The organism is Croceicoccus ponticola (assembly GCF_004004515.1).
GTDB lineage: Bacteria > Pseudomonadota > Alphaproteobacteria > Sphingomonadales > Sphingomonadaceae > Croceicoccus > Croceicoccus ponticola.
Genome location: NZ_RXOL01000009.1, coordinates 56,910 through 75,403 on the forward strand (window position 1 = coordinate 56,910; position 18,494 = coordinate 75,403).

Annotated in this window: 16 protein-coding genes and 5 pseudogenes; 7 read left to right on the forward strand and 14 right to left on the reverse strand. The window is 59.3% G+C overall.

Annotated elements, in window-relative coordinates:
• Positions 1 to 2: 2 nt before the first annotated feature.
• The 6 genes from EKN06_RS14250 to EKN06_RS14275 all read right to left on the reverse strand — a co-directional run bounded on the left by EKN06_RS14250 (position 3) and on the right by EKN06_RS14275 (position 6,129).
• Positions 3 to 347 (reverse strand): putative quinol monooxygenase, encoded by a 345-nt coding sequence (locus EKN06_RS14250; RefSeq protein ID WP_127613578.1) that lies wholly within the window; start codon positions 345 to 347, stop codon positions 3 to 5.
• Positions 341 to 1,240, reverse strand: coding sequence for an amidohydrolase family protein (locus tag EKN06_RS14255; protein ID WP_164844092.1), 900 nt, complete (start codon positions 1,238 to 1,240; stop codon positions 341 to 343). The genes EKN06_RS14250 and EKN06_RS14255 overlap by 7 nt, the downstream gene beginning before the upstream one ends.
• Positions 1,237 to 1,800 carry a nuclear transport factor 2 family protein gene (locus EKN06_RS14260; RefSeq protein WP_127613580.1) on the reverse strand — a complete coding sequence of 188 codons (564 nt, stop codon included), beginning with the start codon at positions 1,798 to 1,800 and terminating at the stop codon, positions 1,237 to 1,239. Before EKN06_RS14260 ends, EKN06_RS14255 begins: the two co-directional genes overlap by 4 nt.
• Positions 1,797 to 3,008: an aromatic ring-hydroxylating oxygenase subunit alpha gene (locus tag EKN06_RS14265; protein WP_164844093.1), complete on the reverse strand. Its 1,212-nt coding sequence runs from the start codon at positions 3,006 to 3,008 to the stop codon at positions 1,797 to 1,799. The genes EKN06_RS14260 and EKN06_RS14265 overlap by 4 nt, the downstream gene beginning before the upstream one ends.
• A gap of 12 nt (positions 3,009 to 3,020) precedes the next feature.
• Positions 3,021 to 5,408, reverse strand: a complete 2,388-nt coding sequence (locus EKN06_RS14270; protein WP_240655010.1) for a TonB-dependent receptor — start codon at positions 5,406 to 5,408, stop codon at positions 3,021 to 3,023.
• 157 nt (positions 5,409 to 5,565) lie between these two features.
• Positions 5,566 to 6,129 carry a carboxymuconolactone decarboxylase family protein gene (locus EKN06_RS14275; RefSeq protein ID WP_127613582.1) on the reverse strand — a complete coding sequence of 188 codons (564 nt, stop codon included), beginning with the start codon at positions 6,127 to 6,129 and terminating at the stop codon, positions 5,566 to 5,568.
• Positions 6,130 to 6,405: 276 nt separating this feature from the next.
• Here EKN06_RS14275 and EKN06_RS14280 point away from each other — a divergent pair.
• A pseudogene (locus tag EKN06_RS14280) lies at positions 6,406 to 7,107 on the forward strand (IS6 family transposase).
• A 56-nt stretch (positions 7,108 to 7,163) separates the two neighbouring features.
• Here the strand turns inward: EKN06_RS14280 and EKN06_RS16200 are convergent.
• Positions 7,164 to 7,403, reverse strand: a pseudogene (locus EKN06_RS16200) (IS6 family transposase); the annotation flags it as partial.
• A gap of 155 nt (positions 7,404 to 7,558) precedes the next feature.
• On the opposite strand from EKN06_RS16200, the gene EKN06_RS14290 reads away from it, so the two are divergent.
• Entirely contained in the window at positions 7,559 to 8,788 is a 1,230-nt protein-coding gene (locus EKN06_RS14290; protein WP_127613583.1) for a cytochrome P450, read from the forward strand.
• Positions 8,789 to 9,374: 586 nt separating this feature from the next.
• Here EKN06_RS14290 and EKN06_RS14295 read toward each other — a convergent pair.
• The 7 genes from EKN06_RS14295 to EKN06_RS14320 all read right to left on the reverse strand — a co-directional run bounded on the left by EKN06_RS14295 (position 9,375) and on the right by EKN06_RS14320 (position 14,057).
• Positions 9,375 to 9,722: an EthD domain-containing protein gene (locus EKN06_RS14295; RefSeq protein WP_127613584.1), complete on the reverse strand. Its 348-nt coding sequence runs from the start codon at positions 9,720 to 9,722 to the stop codon at positions 9,375 to 9,377.
• 97 nt (positions 9,723 to 9,819) lie between these two features.
• Positions 9,820 to 11,412: a GMC family oxidoreductase gene (locus EKN06_RS14300; RefSeq protein ID WP_127613585.1), complete on the reverse strand. Its 1,593-nt coding sequence runs from the start codon at positions 11,410 to 11,412 to the stop codon at positions 9,820 to 9,822.
• On the reverse strand, positions 11,412 to 11,720 hold the full coding sequence (locus tag EKN06_RS14305) for an SRPBCC family protein (RefSeq protein WP_127613586.1): 309 nt from the start codon (positions 11,718 to 11,720) through the stop codon (positions 11,412 to 11,414). Before EKN06_RS14305 ends, EKN06_RS14300 begins: the two co-directional genes overlap by 1 nt.
• The gene (locus EKN06_RS15750) at positions 11,717 to 11,854 is read right to left on the reverse strand and encodes a hypothetical protein (RefSeq protein ID WP_164844094.1); all 138 of its coding nucleotides are present in this window, start codon (positions 11,852 to 11,854) and stop codon (positions 11,717 to 11,719) included. Before EKN06_RS15750 ends, EKN06_RS14305 begins: the two co-directional genes overlap by 4 nt.
• Positions 11,855 to 11,932: 78 nt before the next feature.
• Complete coding sequence (locus EKN06_RS14310; RefSeq protein WP_127613587.1) at positions 11,933 to 12,808, reverse strand: phytanoyl-CoA dioxygenase family protein; 876 nt, start codon at positions 12,806 to 12,808, stop codon at positions 11,933 to 11,935.
• A gap of 21 nt (positions 12,809 to 12,829) precedes the next feature.
• Positions 12,830 to 13,282 carry a nuclear transport factor 2 family protein gene (locus EKN06_RS14315; RefSeq protein ID WP_164844095.1) on the reverse strand — a complete coding sequence of 151 codons (453 nt, stop codon included), beginning with the start codon at positions 13,280 to 13,282 and terminating at the stop codon, positions 12,830 to 12,832.
• Between the two features lie 226 nt (positions 13,283 to 13,508).
• Positions 13,509 to 14,057 (reverse strand): TetR/AcrR family transcriptional regulator, encoded by a 549-nt coding sequence (locus tag EKN06_RS14320; protein WP_127613589.1) that lies wholly within the window; start codon positions 14,055 to 14,057, stop codon positions 13,509 to 13,511.
• A 271-nt stretch (positions 14,058 to 14,328) separates the two neighbouring features.
• On the opposite strand from EKN06_RS14320, the pseudogene EKN06_RS16030 reads away from it, so the two are divergent.
• The 5 genes and pseudogenes from EKN06_RS16030 to EKN06_RS14345 form a co-directional block, all read left to right on the forward strand.
• Positions 14,329 to 14,667, forward strand: a pseudogene (locus tag EKN06_RS16030) (DDE-type integrase/transposase/recombinase); the annotation flags it as partial.
• Between the two features lie 124 nt (positions 14,668 to 14,791).
• Positions 14,792 to 15,816, forward strand: a pseudogene (locus EKN06_RS14330) (IS110 family RNA-guided transposase).
• Positions 15,817 to 16,041: 225 nt separating this feature from the next.
• Positions 16,042 to 16,326 carry a hypothetical protein gene (locus EKN06_RS14335; protein WP_127613590.1) on the forward strand — a complete coding sequence of 95 codons (285 nt, stop codon included), beginning with the start codon at positions 16,042 to 16,044 and terminating at the stop codon, positions 16,324 to 16,326.
• Positions 16,327 to 16,477: 151 nt separating this feature from the next.
• Positions 16,478 to 16,963 (forward strand): nuclear transport factor 2 family protein, encoded by a 486-nt coding sequence (locus EKN06_RS14340; RefSeq protein ID WP_127613591.1) that lies wholly within the window; start codon positions 16,478 to 16,480, stop codon positions 16,961 to 16,963.
• Between the two features lie 66 nt (positions 16,964 to 17,029).
• A pseudogene (locus EKN06_RS14345) lies at positions 17,030 to 18,290 on the forward strand (transposase); the annotation flags it as partial.
• Positions 18,291 to 18,494 lie beyond the last annotated feature (204 nt).

Genomic DNA, 18,494 nt, shown 5'->3' on the forward strand with positions numbered 1-18,494 from the left:
ATTTAGGGCCGGCTTTCGCGGATCAGCCGTTCGTGCGCGGGGTCGCGCCATTCGCCGACCATGCGCTCGTTCGCTGCATCGTAAAGCCGGGTATGAACGACGAACCGGTCCTGCCACTTGCCGACGATCGCGCCCAGTTCGGGCCGCGCAAGGTGCGCCGCGAGCGCCGCTTCGTCACGCCAGATCTGCAGGGTCAGGATGTGACCGAGGTCACGATCCTCCATGCCGAACGAGTAGAACCGGCATCCGTCTTCGCGCAGACTGTCCTCGATCCCGGCCCGCAATTCGGTGAAAAGCTCATCCACCAGCTCGCGCGCTGTCTCGATCCGCCCGGCGACGATCAACATGCCGCCACCTCCGAACCCGCAGGCCAATCGAGCGCGGTGCGAACCGTCTTGCCAAGCAACCAGGCTTTCTCGTCATCAGTGAATTCGGCGCAATCGCGCAGGCAGTGCAACAATTCGCCCCAGGTCTCGCCAGTCTGGTTGCCGCCGATATCGCTGGCCCACATGATGCGATCGGCACCAAATGCATCGATGGCCCTTCGCAAATGAGGCCAAAGCGCGGGGAACGGATAATCGCGGACCCCGAACATGCCTTGCGCATGGCTCCACTTGAGCCTCGCATTGGGCCATTCCGCAAGATCCAGCACAGCCTGAAATGCCCGTAGGTCGGCGCCATCGGACGGCGTGTCGGCATCGGGCGTTTCGGCATCGAGAAAGCTCACGCCGCTTTCCATCGGCATGCCGCAGTGATCGACGATGATCGTCAGCCCGGGAAACTTTTCGAGGTAGCGTCCGACAAGTTCGGCCCTGCCCGGAATGAAAAAGAAGCACGGCAAGCCAAGCGCTTCGGCCTGCGCCAGCACGGGATCATAGGCCCCTTCGGCAAAGGCCCGGAGTTCTTCCGCCGTCAGTCCTGGCAACATGCGGATGGCGCGCAGGTTCGGCGCATCGCGCGCAATGCGGACAAGCGGCAGAACCTCGGGGTCAAGCCGGTCTACCCGCAGGACATACGAGAACCGGTCCGGATGCAGCCAGCTAGCCAATTCCGTCGTGGGACTTGTCACGCGATAGCCGCCACCGGCGAGCTTGTATCCCGGACCCCAGTTGTCGAGGCCCCAGAATTCGTCGGCCAGCACCGCCGAGATGCCCAGCGCGTTCATGCCGGCGAGCGTTTCGTCGATCTGGCCCGGACCGAAATGGATCTGGCTATCGACGATGTCCATCGAACTCTTCACCGCTCGTACAAAGGCCGCACAACGGTCATCGATGCATCGCTCGGCCCCCATTTGCCAAGGGCAGCATCAGGGCTTTGCGACAGGCCCCCGTCGGTGTAGGGCAATACCTGGATCCAATCGTAGATGCCCGCCCTTTGCGCGATCCGCCAATCCCCGTCCCGCTGTTCGAACCGATCGACGTAGCGTCCCCCCACCACAGAGACGTAGCGTTCGCCCGGGCGGTCGTAAAACAGGCCATTGGTATTGAGTCCGGCGGGATAGTCTGCCGGAATGACGTGATAGCCGTTCAGGTAAGTCTCGACATGCGCTACATCGCCTTCGATGCTGATCAGGATGTTGGCGACCATGTGCTGAGTGGGGCCGAGAGGATCGACGATCGACCGCGCCGCCGCCAGGAAATCGCGCCAGCTGCCGGCGATGTCGCCAAAACCATATTTCGCATCTTCGTGGAATACCTGATCGAGCAATTCCCAGCGCCGCCTGTCCAGCGCATGGCAATAAAGGTGGATCACCCGCTTGATTGCCGACTCCGCGGCGAGTCGGTCCAGTGTCCCGTTCATCTTGCGCGCTCCGCATCGATGTATGCGGCAAGGCGCCGGTGGAAGTTCTGGATGGCGATTTCATTGCTGCCGTAGACGACACGGAAATCGGCGGGCGCATGGGCGAGGTTGCGCTGCCCGTCAGCCGATACGCTGTAGTCCTCGGTGGTCACGACTTCCTCGATATAGTCATGAAGGTCGATCCACGGCTGGTCGTCCACGTCGGGATCCGCCGTGTCGGGGCGGTAGGTGGCGGTCAAGGCAAAAGCCTTGTCGGGGGTTTCGCCCGGGAACAGCCGGTAGATCGAATAGGCCGGGCCCGCGTCGATCTGCCAGACGTTCAGGATGACGTTCGGAAACAGCAGGTGCACCGCGTTGAACGGCTCGTCGGGCCATTCGCTTTCCGACCGGCCGATATATGCACCTACATGCTTGTACGGATAGGCAATGCGATGATGCGGGTTGAAGTCGTCGTAGCACATGCGATCGGTGTAGTGTGTGCTACCGATCGACGAGGGGTGCAGCGAGTTGAAGTGATAGGCCTCGCCATAAGTGTCGAGAGCGTATTTCCAGTTCGCATCGATTTCCAGTCGCGTCGCCTTGACCAGCCTCATGCGCTCGAACTCGAGTTGGGCAACCTCGGGGGCGAAGTCCGCGAGGAATGCCTCGATGTCGATTTCGTCGTCGCCGGGACGCGGCTTTACGAAGATCATGCCGGCCCATTCGACGACAGGCACGCGAATGAGGCCGCGATCGGCCTTGGCGATCCCGGCGAAACTTTCCTTCGCCGGCATGCCGGTTAGCATGCCCTCAAGGTCGAAGGTCCAGGCGTGGAAACGGCAAGTCATCTTTTTGGAACGCGTACATTCGGTCACCAGCTTGGCCGCACGATGCGTACACATGTTGAGAAACGCATTCACGCGGCCGTCGCCGGCGCGCACGACCAGGATCGGTACACCAGTCGCCTCGAAAAGCAACTTGTCGCCGGCTTCGGGTATGTCGACCCCGAAACCGGCCAGAAGCGGCATCTCGGTGAAAATCGCCTTCCGCTCGACCCTTGCCCAATCGGCGTCGACGTAGACAGCCGGATCATTCGTCATCGGCCCATCCGAACGATCCGTTTCCCCGTCCCGTATGAGCCTGACCGATCGACGCTGATGATCGACAGCGATGCTGCGCCGCCGCTCGGCCGGCGACAGGATCTTTTCGAGCGGCGACTTCGTGTCCATCATCGACTTTCCTCAGAAGCGGGTGGTTATCTGCGCCATGATCGTCCGCGGTAGGGCGACGAGGCCGACGATATCTGACGGGATCGCGTTGTTCGTCCCGGTTCCGCTGCCGCTATTGGGCTGTTCCTGCACACCGGAGATGTAGAACTTGTTGGTCAGGTTCTTTCCGATGATGGAAAATTCCAGCCGGTCGTCGGACGTGCGAATCGTGGCCGTGGCATCAAGCACGGCGTGCTCCCCCTGACGCGACAGAGGATGCCCGAAGCTGGAGCCGAGATAGCTGCTCGAGTAGCGCACGTTACCGGAAGTCGCGAACACGATGCCATCGCTTACGTCGGTCTCGTAGTTGATGCCGAGATTTCCGGTCCACGCCGGTGCAACGGCCGTCGGGGTTCCGCTCAGATCCTGGCCTGGCCCGCCCTGGAAAGTGATATCGCAGCCGGCAGCGATCGACTGGCCGCCATAGCAAGGCGCCAGGTAATCCTTGTAGCGCGCCTTGTTGTACGCAAGCGCTGCCCTCGTGCTGAAGCCCGGAAGCGCGTTGGGAGCGAATTCCGTTTCCAGTTCCACGCCCCGTGTGGTGGCGGAACCCGCGTTGGTTGTGATGAACTGGAAGGTGATTGAATTGAAGTAGTCAATCTGCAGGTTAGTGTACTTGAAGTAGTAGGCGCCCACGTTGAAGCGAAGCTGGCGATCGAATAGAGTCGTCTTCACGCCGCCTTCGAAGCCTTTCGCCTTTTCAGGCTCGAACGCGATGTCGCTGGGGATGGTCAATGCGGTTACCAAGGCGCTGTTCGAGAAGCCGCCTGACTTGTAGGCGGTCTTGTAAGCGGCATAGACTGTGACTTGGTCGCTGGGTTGCCAGGTAATCGTCGCTTCGGGCGACCAGTTTTCGAAGGTCTGATCGCCGACGATGTACGTGGTAGGATCGGACGGATCGTACTGGATAAACAGTCCCTGTAAGGCGGCGTTGACATACTCCTGATACAGGATGCTGTCCTTCGTCTCGTGCGTGAACCGCACGCCGCCCGCGATTTCGACGGTGGGAACGACCTTCCAGGTTACCTGCCCGAAGGCGGACAACGTCTCGCCATCCGTGCGTGAATACCGATGGGTTGAATCGAATCGGCGGAATTGCGGCTGGGACGAATCTTCCAGCGGGGCAAAGGCGCCGTACTGGCGGAAATTGCGCCGGGTTTTCTGGTAGTAGCCGCCCAGCATCGCGTTGACCGGACCGGCGAATGTCGTCTGGACGCGAGTCTCGTTAGATAAGGCCCAGAAAGACGTGTTTTCGGTCGCGGCGATGAACGTTGCCTCTGCCGGGACGTTCTGCCCAAGCCCCCAACGGTTGCGGTTCCAGTTGTAGTTGGAGACCGACGTGATCAGGAAATCGTCCGCATCGTAATTCAGCGAACCGGTTACCGACCACGACTTGTAGGCGTTGAAGGACTGCCCGTCCTCCCGCGATTCAGGAGTGGAGCCGCCCAGGCCGTCGGGAGAGTTGACCATGTAGACATTGAACTTCTTCTCACATGGGACATTCGGATTGGGCTGCGGCACCCCCAGAGCGCAGCGAAACGGCACCATGTTCCAGGAATTGCTCTCGTCGTCGGATTTGAACCAGCTCGCCTTCAAATTGGCGGTAAGGCGCGAGGTCGGCTCCCATTCCAAGGTGCCCCTGATCAGCTTCTCATCCGTTCCAGGCTGGTCGCCCTGGCTGACCTGCTGCACACGCGGATTGAGATCGCCTGTGGCGATATCGAATGTCGCTGTCGTCAGCGGCTCGGTTTGCTTGTTGCGGAAATAGCCTCCGCTCATATGCGAGACGCGCACCGCGAGGCGGGCGGACAGGTTAGGTGCAATCGGCCCCGATACGAACCCGGAACCCACCAGATTATCCGAGCGGAATTCGTATCCGACCCGTCCCATCGCCTCGAAAGTATCCTTGGGGCTGGCAGTGGTTATGGAAACGACGCCTGCGGTCGCGTTCTTCCCGAAGAACAAAGCCTGCGGACCCTTCAGCAATTCCACACGCTCAAGGTCGAAGAACGCCTCGTTAATCACGCGGGCCTGCCCGTAATACACCCCATCCACGATAACTGCCGTCGATTGTTCAAGGCCGATCGAAGTGGCTTGCGAACCGATGCCGCGAAGAGTTATCTGTGCCCCCGAGCCGTTCGACGCGCGACCGATGTTGAACTGTGGAGTGAACGCGGCCACCTTTTCCAGAGAGGTGAGATCGTAACGCTCAACCATTTCCTCTGATATCGCGGTCACGAGAACCGGAACGTCCTGGACCGTCTCCGCACGCTTGCGCGCGGTCACGATGATTTCTTCCAGGCCCCCCGAGGGGGCCGACGTTCTTGCCGCGTCCTGCGAAAGATCGCCGTCCTGCGCCAAGGCCGCCGTGCTTGATATTGCCACCGCCAACGCGATTCCCGAAACCGACATGGCCGCGAATGCACGGCACCGAGCGCTCTTGTTCAACATCATCCCGTCCTCATGTTTATCGTGCGAACACGTTATTTTTCCGTTCGTTTCGAACGTTCGATCTTGCTCAGACTGATTGCTTGCCGATGGGCGCCATGATCCTTTCGATCATCGGGTAGCCGTTATCCTTCACGAAATTCGCCACGGCCTGGTTGCCCGCCTTGTCGAGCGCCTCGATGCCGTGACCGTCGGCAAGCCGGTTCGCCATTGCGAAGTAGGCGACGACTGCCACCAGGTCGCTCAACGCCTGTTCGCTCCATCCCCCGGCCAGGACCCGATCGGCATCGGCCTGGGTCAGGCGCGATGGCGTCTCGGTCAGCTTCTTCGCGTAGACAAGAAGAGCCGACAGCTTTGGCGGTATCTTGTCGGAGGCGGGATCGGCGATCATCGTCGCAAGGACAACCGGGTCGGCACCGAATGCCCTGGCTATCGCCTCGTGCGTCCCGTGGCAGAACGAACAGTCGTTCAGTGCCGACACATAGGCCGCGATCAATTCCCGATCGACAGTCGAAAGTTCTGCGTCCTCGATCATGATCTGCTGCCCCATCAACATGAAGCCGGCGTATCGCTCCCGCTCCCTGTCGAGGACTTCGCCAAGACCGTCACCCTTGAGGTAGGTTAGAAATGGCATAAGCCTCTCCTTTGAACATTACTCTCCTTGCGAACGCCTATTGATTGTGCGGCACGTGAAACCTGCGTTGGTTTGACAGGTTCCCTTCACGCTCTGTGAGCGCGTGCCGGCTTTGCCGGTTCCGCACTCTAGGGCTTGTTCGTCAGCTACCTAGTTATCTTAAATTCAGCAGATGAACAATATAAAACTGAGCGGGTTGAGATAGGTGCAGTGATCCTGTCAGTCAGATGCTAAAGCGTCTCCACCTGCGGCACTATGCCGCGTAGTGAGAGCGGCATGAATCCTATTTCTTTCAAACGGCATCGCTTTCTGCCGGACGTCATCCGGCTCAGCGTTTGGCTGTACTACCGTTTTACCCTGAGCCTGCGAGACGTCGAGGACCTGCTTGCCGAACGGGGGATCGATCTCTGCTACGAAACCATCCGGTGCTGGGCCAACAAGTTCGGTCCGGCGATTGTCGCCGACATCCGTCGCAAGCGCGGACGCGCCGACAGCGTCTGGCATCTTGATGAAATGGTCGTCCGGATCTACGGCCAACGGATGTACACGTGGCGGACCGTCGATAAGGAGGGCGAGTTCCTCGATGTGCTCGTCCAAAAACGCCGGAACAAAGAATCGGCATTGAAATTACTAAGAAAACTTCTGAAAGACCAACGCGCCATCCCGGACACCATCGTCACTGATGGCCTACCTTCGTACTGCGCGGCGATGAAGGTCTTGAGTTGTCAGGACCGCCATCAACCCGGTCGATTACGCGAGAACAGCAGGGTCGAGAATTCGCACCATCCCGTCCGATGACGAGAACGAAAGATGCAATGCTTCAAGTCCCAAGGCCAAGCTCAACGCTTCGTTTCTACCCACAGCGCAATCTACAATACATTTAACACCCAGCGTCACCTCGTCTCCCGAAACACGATGCGCCAATTCCGAACTGCCGCGATGGCGGAATGGAATGCTGCATCCGCCGCTGCGGCATGAATTTTCAGGCTCAGGCACTCGCTCGTCCGGCAACCGATAACCTGACAAGCCCCAGGCCAGTGTCGAAAGCCGCGCATGTGGTTCACACGCCGCCTCCGGATCGCACCTGCGAAAATCGGTCCGAAACGGTTCCACCAGAGCCGCACCGTTTCGTCACAAAAGTCATATCCGCGTTCAAAGAGCAAATCCTCGACGTTCCGAAGTGACAGCGAATATCGCACATACAGCATGACCACCATGCGGATAACGTCAGGTGAAGAACGGAAGTACCTGAACGGATTCTTGGCTGAGATCATCCGAACCGGCTAGCAGGTCAGTCTTGAAGCCGACCATCCCTCTGACAGCATCTTCATCGCCGCCGCAAGTTCAGCATGCTATGCAAGTTCAGCGTGCTATAATGAGGTGAGCCCCGTCAATAAGGGGCCTCGACCCGAGGCGAGAGGAATAGACGATGGCGAGCAATGCAGTCGCAAGACCAGATCACGTGCAGCCTTCCAGCGTGGTCGAATTCGACATATACGCTCCACCGGGCGGGAAGGACGATTTCCATCGCGCATGGCAGAAGGTGCGCCAGGCTGACACGCCCGACTTGGTCTGGTCCGGGCAAAACGGCGGGCACTGGATACCGCTTCGTAATGCCGTAATCAGGGAAATACTGGCCGACCCTGCGCGCTTCGGCAACACCGCATCAATCCTGCCCAAGACAGCTTATGGCGAGCAGGGCCTGATCCCGGTCACGCTCGATCCGCCCGAGCACGGGCCATACCGTGAGCTTCTGCGCGCCAGCCTCTCTCCGCGCGCAGTACGCGATAGCGAAGATGCGATACGCGCCATCTCTGTTGGACTTATCGAGGCGGTGAAGTCACAGAGGCACTGCGATTTCGTTGCAGACTACGCCACGCTGTTTCCCGTGCGCGTATTCATGAAGATCGCGTTGCTCGATCCCGACGATGCGATCATGTTGCGCGGCTGGACCGATCATATGCTGCGGCCCGATCCTGATGCCGACTGGGGCGATGACGTTTCGGGCTGGCGACGCGGCATTCGCCTCTTCCGCGCTTACCTGGAACCAATTATCAAAGCGCGGCGTGGCGGCACCGGAGACGATATCCTTTCACGGATCGTCAACGGCACGATCGAGGGAGATCCGATACCGCCGGATGACGCGCTACAGATGTCAGTGCTGGTGCTACTTGCAGGCCTCGACACAGTGGTGAATTTCTTGGGTTTTGCCATGGAGCACCTTGCGCAATCCCCGAGGCTGCAAACAACTTTGGCTAGCGATCCCGCCATCATTCCTCGCGCTGTCGAAGAACTGGTGCGTCGCTTCCCGGTGGTGACGATGGCACGCGAGGTCATGGAGGACTGCGAATTTCGCGGCAGCGTTTTGAAACGCGGCGACATGATCGCGATTCCAACGCCGCTTGGCGGGCTCGACCCGATGGCCAACGCGTGTCCGATGGATGTCGACCCCGGGCGGCGCGCGCGCGAGCACGTGACATTCGGCAATGGCCCGCATCGTTGCCCCGGTGCATTCCTGGCCCGCGCCGAAATTCGCATAACGCTCGAAGAATGGATGAGCCGCATTCCAAACTTCGGGTTGGCACCGGGTATAAAGGTCAGGCATGTGCCCGGTGGCGTGGCGGGTGTGGAATCGCTCCCGCTCGTCTGGCCGGGCTGAGGCGGTTGCCAATGCGCTGGCAGGGAATTGTCATCTGTGGATGGCCCCTGCGCTGCAAGGGGTAAATTGAGTTGCTGATGTGATCTGTCGGGTGCGGTCGTTTAATCGTGGCCCGGTCAAGGATGATTTGAGGCACCTTAATTCGATCTACGATGGCGTCATCGTAGAAAGAAGCATCGTGCTCGAAATCCTTCTTGACGAGGCCCCGATTAAACGACCTTCAACATTCAACGCCACCTCGTCTCCCGAAACACAATGCGACTTTTCCGATCCGCCGCCATGGCGGAATGGAACGCTGCATCCGCCGCTGCGGCATGAATCTTCAGGCTCAGGCACTCGCTCGCCCGTCAGCAGTTAACCTGACAACGCCAACTGGCCACGGCCAGGCAACTTTGGTGGCTTGAACATCGGTCCCACCTCGAACTTTAAGTTACATCTGGAAGCTAATCCGTGGGTCAGATTTCGCCTAACGCGCCGGATTTATCTTAAGTTGGTCCAGACGACTAATCAGTCTCCTACGCGTTTGGTGGGGCAGAGCGCTTGATCTAGATCCGTCCCGTCCAGCCAAGAATCCATGCGTGGGGCATCAACGGCGGGTGATCTCATCCTCCACAATCAACATCCCACATTTGGGGCCATCGAGAAACTTGTCGCCGTCCTCCAAGATTTCTTTGGACCTTTCGGGATCGCTCAACAGCGCGAACATGTCATCAAGACCCTGCCGATCGGTCAATGTGATCGCGACTATAGCGTCCCAAGGCTGGTCCACGCCGGGAGGAAACATTGCGCCACCTTCGGTGGCGTAATACCGATGATGTTCCGTGATCTGCGGAAAAGTCTTGAACGCCAATGGAACGTGTGAAGTCTCGTAGTGTTCGCGGAACTCGGCAGGGGTAATGCCTGACTTGCGAACGAGAAAGTTCAGGAATTTCAGAAACTATCCTCTCCTTTTTCAACTTTTGTATGTAGCAAAACTGTGAGCGAGACTGCTGCCTACTCAGGTCCGGCCGCGTTCGGCTGCAGTCAAAATATTAGCGTTTGCCTGCCACCTTCAAAATTAAATCACCGGCATGCCAGGCCAGTGCCATGACTGGGCCATTGACGCCCGAAGAAACCTGGGTAGGCATTACCGAACAATCCACGACGCGGAGCCCCGCAACGCCGCGCACCCGCAATTCGGGATCTGTCACCGCGCCGTCGTCTGAACCCATGCGGCACGTTCCCGTCGCGTGGTAGGCGTTTTCCCCGGCATACGACGCTTTGAGGATTTCCTCATCGCTCTGGACCTGAGGTCCGGGCAGTCGTTCTTCGGCAATGAAAGGCGCGAGTTGCGGTGTCGCCATCAGTTTCCTGAGATAACGGAAGGCTTGGATCATCACCTCGCGGTCCTTCGCTTCGGTCAGGAAATTGGCTCTGATCTCGGGGTTCGCAGCAGGATTGCCGGATCGGATCCTGACGCTGCCCCGACTTTCGGGCCGTAGCTGCCAGGCACCGGCCATGAAACCGGGGCGTTTTTCCAACTTCATCTCTCCGATGTTTTTGACCATCGTCAGATCGAAGATCGAGATTTGCGCGTCAGGAATTTCGAGGTCAGGATTTGTCTTGATGAAGCCGTTGATCATAACGCCATTTGCAAGCGGACCCGACCTCAGCAATTGGTATCGGATCGCCTCCTTCCACAAACGCCATCCGCTGAGGCGCACATTGAGGCTGTCCAAGTTTGTGATGTACGATTCCAGCCAAACGCCTTTATGTTCGGACAGATTTTCGCCGACGGCAGGACGGTCAACCGTAACGGAGATGCCCAGAGACGTCAGAAGCTGCGCCGATCCGATCCCCGACAATTGTAGCAGTTTTGGCGAGCCGACAGCTCCCGCCGACACGATAACCTCGCGATCCGCCTGAGCCTCATGCCTGCCTCCGTCCTTGCGATATGAGGCACCGACGGCTCGGCCATTTTCGATCAACACGCGTTCGACGAGAGCATCAGTCACAACTGTCAGGTTCTTGCGCCCTCTCGCCGGCTTGAGGAAAGCGGTAGCCGCGCTCATCCGCCGTCCGCGCGATATGGTTTGCGGGGAGTACCCTACGCCGTGCTGGTCGGGTCCGTTGATATCGACTCTGCGCGGGGTGCCTATATGCGCGGCACCGTCTAAGATTGCTTCACCGAGCGCGGTCCTGCCCCGGTGTATTGTGATCGGGAGCGGCCCGCCGCTTCCGCGCCAGTCGGTTGCGCCAAGTTCATGATCCTCGATGGCAACAAAGGCTTTGCGCATCGTGTCCCAGCCCCAACCCGCAGCCCCATTCGCTTCCCAATCATCATAGTCGTTTGGGTTGCCACGCGCATAGACCATCCCGTTTACTGAGCTGGAACCGCCGAGAGTCTTTCCCCGCAACCAAACGCCCGGCTTGTCGTCTGTCGCCACTTCCGCTTCGCTGGGATAATACCACATGTATTTAGGGTCGGAGGCGATTTTCCCCATGCCCATCGGGATATGGATGAACATAGATCGGTCTTCAGGCCCCGCTTCAATCAGCAGCACCTCGTTGCGACCGTCGGCGCTCAGGCGGTTGGCCAACACGCAACCGGCCGACCCCGCACCGACAATTATGAAATCAAACATTATGTCATCAACCCCGAGAGATAGTCATTGAGGCGTTCATGAAAGAACCGCACCCGCGTTTCTTGAACAGAGAGGTAGGCAAGGATATTGTCAGGCATGAAAGAAATTGTGACATTGGGGAAAAGCACGGTGTGCGGCGAGTAGACCAGCTCGTCGCCCACCATGCTCTCATAATGGCGATAGCCCTTTTCGGCGCCCATTAGCTTCTTTGCCTCGGTCAAATCCGATGCCCGGAGACAGCATGCGAACTGATCGCGAAACTTGCCGACATCGCAACGTCCTGCGGCAGGATTTCCGCCGCGTTTCACCGCAAAAGGCCCAAGTCGACGTAAGCGGTCGGTTCGAACAGCGACAGCAGTAGCGCCTCGCCGCCCCGGTCTACGCCGCGCGCGAAATCGGCGGTCAGCGTCATGATGGCAAGGGTGTCGCAGGCTTGGCTCATGTATTCGTCCCGATTGGAATGGCCCAGCCTGCACAGGGCCGCATCAGCGACCGCGCCCGGGTGGGCCACTGGCAACCGTCAGTCCAGTCGGCGCAGGCCGCACTCGTGCACGGGCGTGCCCAGCGGCAGATTGAAAATGCGCGAAGTCAGTTCTTCCTCGTCGTCGCCGATGTTGTTTTCTGCGACCGCGCCCGTCAACGGCGCAGGCCGGTCGACACGGACCACGTCGTCACCCACGAAGCGCAGCGACAGGCTGCGGCGCAGGGTGCCAGGCGGGGTCGGGCCGCCGCCGTGAAGGCTGCTGGTGTGGAAGAGCAGCACATCGCCGCGCTTCATGGAACAGGTCATGATGTCCCACGCATCGCGGTTCGCCTCGATATCGGGAAGGCGCGGCATATCCTTCTCGTCATAAAGCGGCATCGTGTCGTCGGACGGGTCGAAATAGGAGCCATTGTAGAGTGTCTGCTTGTGCGATCCGCGCACGACTTCCAGGGCTGCTTCGTCGCTGATGTCATTGAGCGGAATCCAGAAGACAATGAACTTGCTGCCGTCGACACGGTGATACGGCGTGTCCTGATGCCAGGGCGTGCGGCGCACCGGCTTGTCGGCCTCTGCTTTCTTGTAAAAGAGCTGGTCGTGGAAGTACCAGACGCCGCCGGTGCCGAAGACCTTGCTGGCGATGTCGACGATGCTCGTTCCTGCGAACATCTCTTGGAACGCCTGCTTGCCGCTGGAATCTTCAAGTGACTGGATGAACGTTCCGCCGTTTTCGGCGTAAAGATACTGGATCAGCGGGTTGGGGTTGTCGAGGTTGCCTTGGTAGGCTGCCTCGATCCGCTGCATCTCCGCATCGCCGAAGGCGTCCTCGATGATGATGACACCGTCGCGCTGGAATCTGGTGGCGAACTGGTCCCTTTCGGAAAGGTCAGTCCGGATTGCCGATGCGTCGGCCATTGTACGTCTCCTGTCGAAAGCTCAATCTGCAAAGGCGCGCTCGACGGTCTCCGACATTAGGAGCTTCGGCGCTTCGTAGAAATGGCTAATCTTCCAGCCGTTTGCCGTGCGGCGCATGCGGAGGTCGTAATAGACGTAGATCTGCACATCGACGCCCGCGCGCGAGCGGCCCATCCCGTTGACGTAAGCATAGACCCGCGCATCGTTGTCCGAATACTCGGTCACGCGGAAATTGCTCATCGTGTGCATATGCAGTTCCATTGTCTCGAACACCCCGGCAAAGAACCCGCGGATGGCGTCCGCACCATCGTAGTGGCCAAGGTTCAAACCGGTCAGATCGAGAACCGCATCCTCGGTGAAACAGTCCATCATCTGGTCGAGGTCGTCGAGGCCGTCGACAGCAACGAGATAATCGATGAGCGCATTTTCCAGCGCAAAATGTTCTTCCATGCTGACGCTGATGCGGGGCTTCATACCATCACTCTCCATATGGCGGCGCGGTTTGTTCGCGTCCGCTTTCCCTGTAAAGGATCGGTGCGGGGCCGAATCTCACAGTACGCCGATACTGCTACCTTTGGTTTTTTCGTCAAGTGTTATACAAAAAAAATGACGACGACTTCAGGTCGGATGGAAAAGCAACGAGCGCGGCGGCCTGCAGTGATTCGAAAAACATAACCGGCAGGCCGGACATGCTAGGGCGCTAGAGGTGGAAACCCAGCCCCTTGAGGTGGCGGCGCAGGGTGGCTTGCTGGCGCTCGGTCGGCCAGCTGACGGGATCGGGCGCGGCAAGGCTGGCGATGCCGTTGACGATCAGCATGATATCGTAAGCGACGTCTTCGGCATTCGAGCTCTTGTCCAGCCGTCCTGCCTCGATCTCCCCGCGGACCAGTTCCGAGACAAGCCGATTGGCATCGTCCGCGCCCTCCCGGCGTTCGGCAGCAACGGCGGGGTCGGTCTGCGGCATGCCCCACAGCAGGAACCAGGTATGCCACTCGCGCCGCCGGTCCTCGCTCAGCGGCAACAGGACATCGATGCGCTCCGCGAATGGGACCGTCTCCGCCAGCGCGGCGAGCCGTTCGCCCGCGCGGCGGCGACCCAGCTTCTGCGCATGGATGAGCATTTCGGCCTTGGACCGGAAATAGTGGTAGATAGCGTTGGTGCTGCAGCCGACGCGTTCGGCCACCTCGCGCATGCGGATTTCCTCGACACCGGTGGTGAGCGCCATCTCTTCGATGACCTGCGCGATCATCTCGCGGCGCTGCTCGGCATCGACAATTTTCGGCAAAGTGCCAGTCTCCCCTTATGATGTGTCCCCGAAACCAAGTTTCAGGCTTGTTGTCCAGTGCACTGTCACATTGGCGGTGCATGGGCGCATGTGCTGGCTTGTGACGATTCGACCCGGCAACCGCGAGGGGCTGCCGGGTCGCACCAGGGCAAAGGAAGAGCTCGCCCTAGAAGTCGAACTTGAAAGAAGCGCCGTACTCGCGCGGCGGAGTGTAGGAGACCTGCTTAAACAGCGCATGTACATGTGGCGCGCCGTCGACAAGGAAGGCGAAGTTTTGGATGTCCTTGTCCAGAAGCGCCGGAACAAAGCCTCTGCACTGAAATTGCTGCGAAAACTGCTCAAGAACCAAGGTGCCGTCCCCGAAGCCATTGTTACCGATGGGCTGCGATCCTACCCTGCGGCCTTACGTGAGTTGGGCGCCCTCACCCGACATCAGCCTGGCCGATTGCGCGACAATAATCGGGCCGAAAATTCACACCTTCCCGTCCGACGACGCGAGCGAAAGATGCAGCGATTCAAATCCCAAGGTCACGCCCAGCGGTTCGTTTCCACCCACTCGGCAATCTACAATACATAGAGTAATCGCGGGGTTGGGATCACCGGCGCGGTGGGGATGCGTTGGAAGGGTGGTTGCCCCCCGATAGGATGAAAACGGGCTCACGATTGACACCGGGCCCAGCATCAAACGGGAGACAACCATGGAGCAGTTTATAGGCCTCGACGTGTCTTTGAAAGATACATTCATCTCGGTCCGCGAAGGCCGCCAGCGGATCTGGCGCGGCAGATGTTCATCTGATCCGAAACTGATAGCCGAGCTCATCCGCAAACGTGCAGCGAACGTGGAACGTGTGGTGTTCGAGACGGGCCCTCTGTCGGTCTGGTTCTATCACGCACTGACGTTGGAAGGCTTGCCGGCGATCTGCATCGACGCCCGCCATGCCAAGGCGGCGCTCGATATGGCGCGCAACAAGACCGATGCGAACGACGCGACGGCCTCGCGCATCTGGCCGAGGTCGGCTTTTACCGCGAGGTGCGCGTTAAGAGCTTCGAGAGCATGCTAACCCGCACGCTGGTTGCAGCGCGCAATCAGATGTTGAGGGCGACTACGCAGTTGTCGAACCAGATCCGCGGTCTGATGAAAACGTTCGGCCTGGTGGTTCCCAAGAGCGCCGGGCGCGTGTTCGCGAGCCATGTGCGCAGCCTGCTGGCAAGCAACGCCGGGCTTGAGCGGATCATCCTGCCGGTGCTCGAGGCTTGGGTAGGCCTGCGTGTCCGCGCCGCCGAATTAAGCAAACAGCTTGTCGCATCGGCCCGCGTGAGCGAGCAATGCCAGTTGCTTTCGTCAATCCCGGGCGTCGGCGCAGTGACTGCCTCCTCCTTCGTTGCAGCGATCGAGGATCCGGAAAACTTCAGGAAGTCACGTTCGGTGGGTGCCTGGATCGGCTTGACCACCAGGCGTTACCAATCAGGCGAAGTTGATTACGGCGGCCATATATCCCGACGCGGCGACAACCATCTGCGCGGACTGTTGTACGAAGCGGGAGTCGTGATCCTCACTCGCACCACAGCGGAAAGCGCGCTGCGTATCTGGGGCTTGAAACTCAAGGAAAAGATCGGCTTCAAACGAGCCGCCGTCGCGGTCGCGCGCAAGCTCGCCGTGATCATGCACACCATGCTTCGAACCGGTGAACTGTTCGACCGTTCGATCGCTGCCGAGACCTGACATGAGCAACAGGGCAGCAAGGCCTACGCCCGACTGAATTGAATCTCTATCGTTTGCGTCCATGTTGTGGACGCGCCAAACCGTCCCTGTCGGGACGCGGACAGGATCATTCCGCTATTGAAGCTGCACTTGCTATTTATCTCAGCAAAGTGCGTACAATACATTGGAAGATCTGGCCCACGAAGACCTATCCTGCGGCGGCATGTCTCGACCGCGTAAACGACCATGTACCCGACAAACGGCATCGCCGGCGCTATCGAAACAGAAGGCGCTAACGACAACCTCGTTCACAACGCCATCTACGATGACGCCATCGTAGAAAGAAGCATCGTGCTCGAAATCCTTCTTGACGAGGCCCCGATTAAACGACCTTCAATTCCCAACGTCACCTCGTCTCACGCAACACAATGCGACTTTTCCGATCCGCCGCCATGGCGGAATGGAACGCTGCATCCGCCGCTGCGGCATGAATCTTCAGGCTCAGGCACTCGCTCGTCCATCAGCGGATAACCTGACAAGCCCCCCATTTCTCGCCGGTCGAGATTGCCCATCCCGGGGGCTAGGCGCCTACTGGTCTGCGTTGGGTACTCGCACTTGTGCCGGTTGGAAAAGGGCTGGCCGCGTTATAGGCGTGCTAGCAAGTACATTAGAGAGAGAGCCAATGGATGCCACTGAACGACTGCTCGCGGTAGAGGAGATCAAACAACTGAAGGGCCGCTACTTCCGATACCTGGACACCAAGGACTGGATCGCCCTTCGCACCATCTTCGCCGACGATGCGGTGTTCGACGCTCGGGCCTCCTTCAACGTGGACGGCAGGGGGGCGAGCGGTCGCGCTGCCGAAAGCAACGAGTGGGTCTATGAAGGCGGCGACCAGATTACTGACTTCATCAAGGGTGCAGCCGGCAACATTCGAACCGTGCATCATGGTCATTGCCACGAGATCGAGATCCTCTCGGCGAACGAGGCTCGCGGCGTGATCGCCATGGAAGATCAGATCTGGGATGCGGATGGTGAGGTGCTGACGCTCCACGGCTGCGGGCACTATCACGAGACCTACCGACGGCTAGATGGCCATTGGCAAATCCAGACGTCGCGGATCACCCGTCTCTATGTCTCACTTGGTGAAAACTGCTCTGCCACCTGAAAACTGGACCGTTTTGAGTTAGAGTTTTCGGCCTTAGATTTCCTTGGCTGGGCAAGGAGGCGTGGCATGAAGGCATCGAAGTTTACGGACGCGCAGAAGGCGTTTGTCATCAAGCAGGGCGAGGAAGGTACACCGGTGGCGGAGGTCTGCCGGAAGGCTGGGATCAGTCAGGCGACGTACTTCAATTGGAAGAAGAAATACGCAGGGCTGTTGCCGACGGAGATGCGGCGGCTGCGCGAGCTGGAGGAGGAGAACGGCCGCCTCAAGAGGATCGTGGCCGACCTGACGCTCGACCGGGAGATGTTGCAGGATATTGTCCGCCGAAAGCTCTGAGGCCGGATTGGAAGCGCGAGCTGGTCCGCGAAGGCCGCCAGCGGATCTGGCGCGGCAGATGTTCATCTGATCCGAAACTGATAGCCGAGCTCATCCGCAAACGTGCAGCGAACGTGGAACGTGTGGTGTTCGAGACGGGCCCTCTGTCGGTCTGGTTCTATCACGCACTGACGTTGGAAGGCTTGCCGGCGATCTGCATCGACGCCCGCCATGCCAAGGCGGCGCTCGATATGGCGCGCAACAAGACCGATGCGAACGACGCGACGGCCTCGCGCATCTGGCCGAGGTCGGCTTTTACCGCGAGGTGCGCGTTAAGAGCTTCGAGAGCATGCTAACCCGCACGCTGGTTGCAGCGCGCAATCAGATGTTGAGGGCGACTACGCAGTTGTCGAACCAGATCCGCGGTCTGATGAAAACGTTCGGCCTGGTGGTTCCCAAGAGCGCCGGGCGCGTGTTCGCGAGCCATGTGCGCAGCCTGCTGGCAAGCAACGCCGGGCTTGAGCGGATCATCCTGCCGGTGCTCGAGGCTTGGGTAGGCCTGCGTGTCCGCGCCGCCGAATTAAGCAAACAGCTTGTCGCATCGGCCCGCGTGAGCGAGCAATGCCAGTTGCTTTCGTCAATCCCGGGCGTCGGCGCAGTGACTGCCTCCTCCTTCGTTGCAGCGATCGAGGATCCGGAAAACTTCAGGAAGTCACGTTCGGTGGGTGCCTGGATCGGCTTGACCACCAGGCGTTACCAATCAGGCGAAGTTGATTACGGCGGCCATATATCCCGACGCGGCGACAACCATCTGCGCGGACTGTTGTACGAAGCGGGAGTCGTGATCCTCACTCGCACCACAGCGGAAAGCGCGCTGCGTATCTGGGGCTTGAAACTCAAGGAAAAGATCGGCTTCAAACGAGCCGCCGTCGCGGTCGCGCGCAAGCTCGCCGTGATCATGCACACCATGCTTCGAACCGGTGAACTGTTCGACCGTTCGATCGCTGCCGAGACCTGACATGAGCAACAGGGCAGCAAGGCCTACGCCCGACTGAATTGAATCTCTATCGTTTGCGTCCATGTTGTGGACGCGCCAAACCGTCCCTGTCGGGACGCGGACAGGATCATTCCGCTATTGAAGCTGCACTTGCTATTTATCTCAGCAAAGTGCGTACAATACATTGGAAGATCTGGCCCACGAAGACCTATCCTGCGGCGG

Coding starts and splice junctions, on each gene's coding strand:
- EKN06_RS14250 (WP_127613578.1), bottom strand. CDS start 347: ATGTTGATCGTCGCCGGGCGGATCGAGACAGCGCGCGAGCTGGTGGAT.
- EKN06_RS14260 (WP_127613580.1), bottom strand. CDS start 1,800: ATGAACGGGACACTGGACCGACTCGCCGCGGAGTCGGCAATCAAGCGG.
- EKN06_RS14265 (WP_164844093.1), bottom strand. CDS start 3,008: ATGGACACGAAGTCGCCGCTCGAAAAGATCCTGTCGCCGGCCGAGCGG.
- EKN06_RS14275 (WP_127613582.1), bottom strand. CDS start 6,129: ATGCCATTTCTAACCTACCTCAAGGGTGACGGTCTTGGCGAAGTCCTC.
- EKN06_RS14290 (WP_127613583.1), top strand. CDS start 7,559: ATGGCGAGCAATGCAGTCGCAAGACCAGATCACGTGCAGCCTTCCAGC.
- EKN06_RS14300 (WP_127613585.1), bottom strand. CDS start 11,412: ATGTTTGATTTCATAATTGTCGGTGCGGGGTCGGCCGGTTGCGTGTTG.
- EKN06_RS15750 (WP_164844094.1), bottom strand. CDS start 11,854: ATGAGCCAAGCCTGCGACACCCTTGCCATCATGACGCTGACCGCCGAT.
- EKN06_RS14310 (WP_127613587.1), bottom strand. CDS start 12,808: ATGGCCGACGCATCGGCAATCCGGACTGACCTTTCCGAAAGGGACCAG.
- EKN06_RS14315 (WP_164844095.1), bottom strand. CDS start 13,282: ATGAAGCCCCGCATCAGCGTCAGCATGGAAGAACATTTTGCGCTGGAA.
- EKN06_RS14320 (WP_127613589.1), bottom strand. CDS start 14,057: ATGATCGCGCAGGTCATCGAAGAGATGGCGCTCACCACCGGTGTCGAG.
- EKN06_RS14335 (WP_127613590.1), top strand. CDS start 16,042: ATGTACCCGACAAACGGCATCGCCGGCGCTATCGAAACAGAAGGCGCT.
- EKN06_RS14340 (WP_127613591.1), top strand. CDS start 16,478: ATGGATGCCACTGAACGACTGCTCGCGGTAGAGGAGATCAAACAACTG.